Source organism: Yersinia nurmii, assembly GCF_001112925.1.
GTDB lineage: Bacteria > Pseudomonadota > Gammaproteobacteria > Enterobacterales > Enterobacteriaceae > Yersinia > Yersinia nurmii.
Map to the genome: position 1 here is coordinate 1 of NZ_CPYD01000037.1, position 543 is coordinate 543.

The window sequence follows — 543 nt, forward strand, 5'->3', positions numbered from 1 at the left end:
TACATCTACGGAGAGATAAGTTTCAGCTGTAGTGTTTCAATTTTCAGCTTGTTCCAGATTGTTAAAGAGCAATATTTCACAACATACTGTCCGCCTTGCGGCAGCAATATATTTTGAAATAGTTTTATATGGTGGAGCTAAGCGGGATCGAACCGCTGACCTCCTGCGTGCAAGGCAGGCGCTCTCCCAGCTGAGCTATAGCCCCATATAAAAAGCAAATACCTTATTGCTGCAACTCATTTCCGTACAAGGCCCAGACACGCAACGTTTATTGTTATAAACGAGTATGGCTGTAACGCACTATTTGGATGAGTTGGTGGGTCTGAGTGGACTTGAACCACCGACCTCACCCTTATCAGGGGTGCGCTCTAACCACCTGAGCTACAGACCCAACAAGGTACTAAAGCCCGACTAATCTCTCAGTCCGGCCTTATTTGCTCGTTACTTTCTATCAGACAATCTGTGTGGACACTGCGCAATGCGTATCATTAGGTAAGGAGGTGATCCAACCGCAGGTTCCCCTACGGTTACCTTGTTACGACT

Annotated in this window: 2 tRNA genes and 1 rRNA gene; all 3 read right to left on the reverse strand. The window is 46.6% G+C overall.

The features are described from left to right. Positions 1 to 129 precede the first annotated feature (129 nt). Positions 130 to 205: transfer RNA gene (locus tag AD970_RS18420), tRNA-Ala, on the reverse strand. A gap of 109 nt (positions 206 to 314) precedes the next feature. Next, a tRNA-Ile gene (locus tag AD970_RS18425) sits at positions 315 to 391 on the reverse strand. 102 nt (positions 392 to 493) lie between these two features. After that, positions 494 to 543, reverse strand: a 16S ribosomal RNA gene (locus AD970_RS20700); the annotation flags it as partial.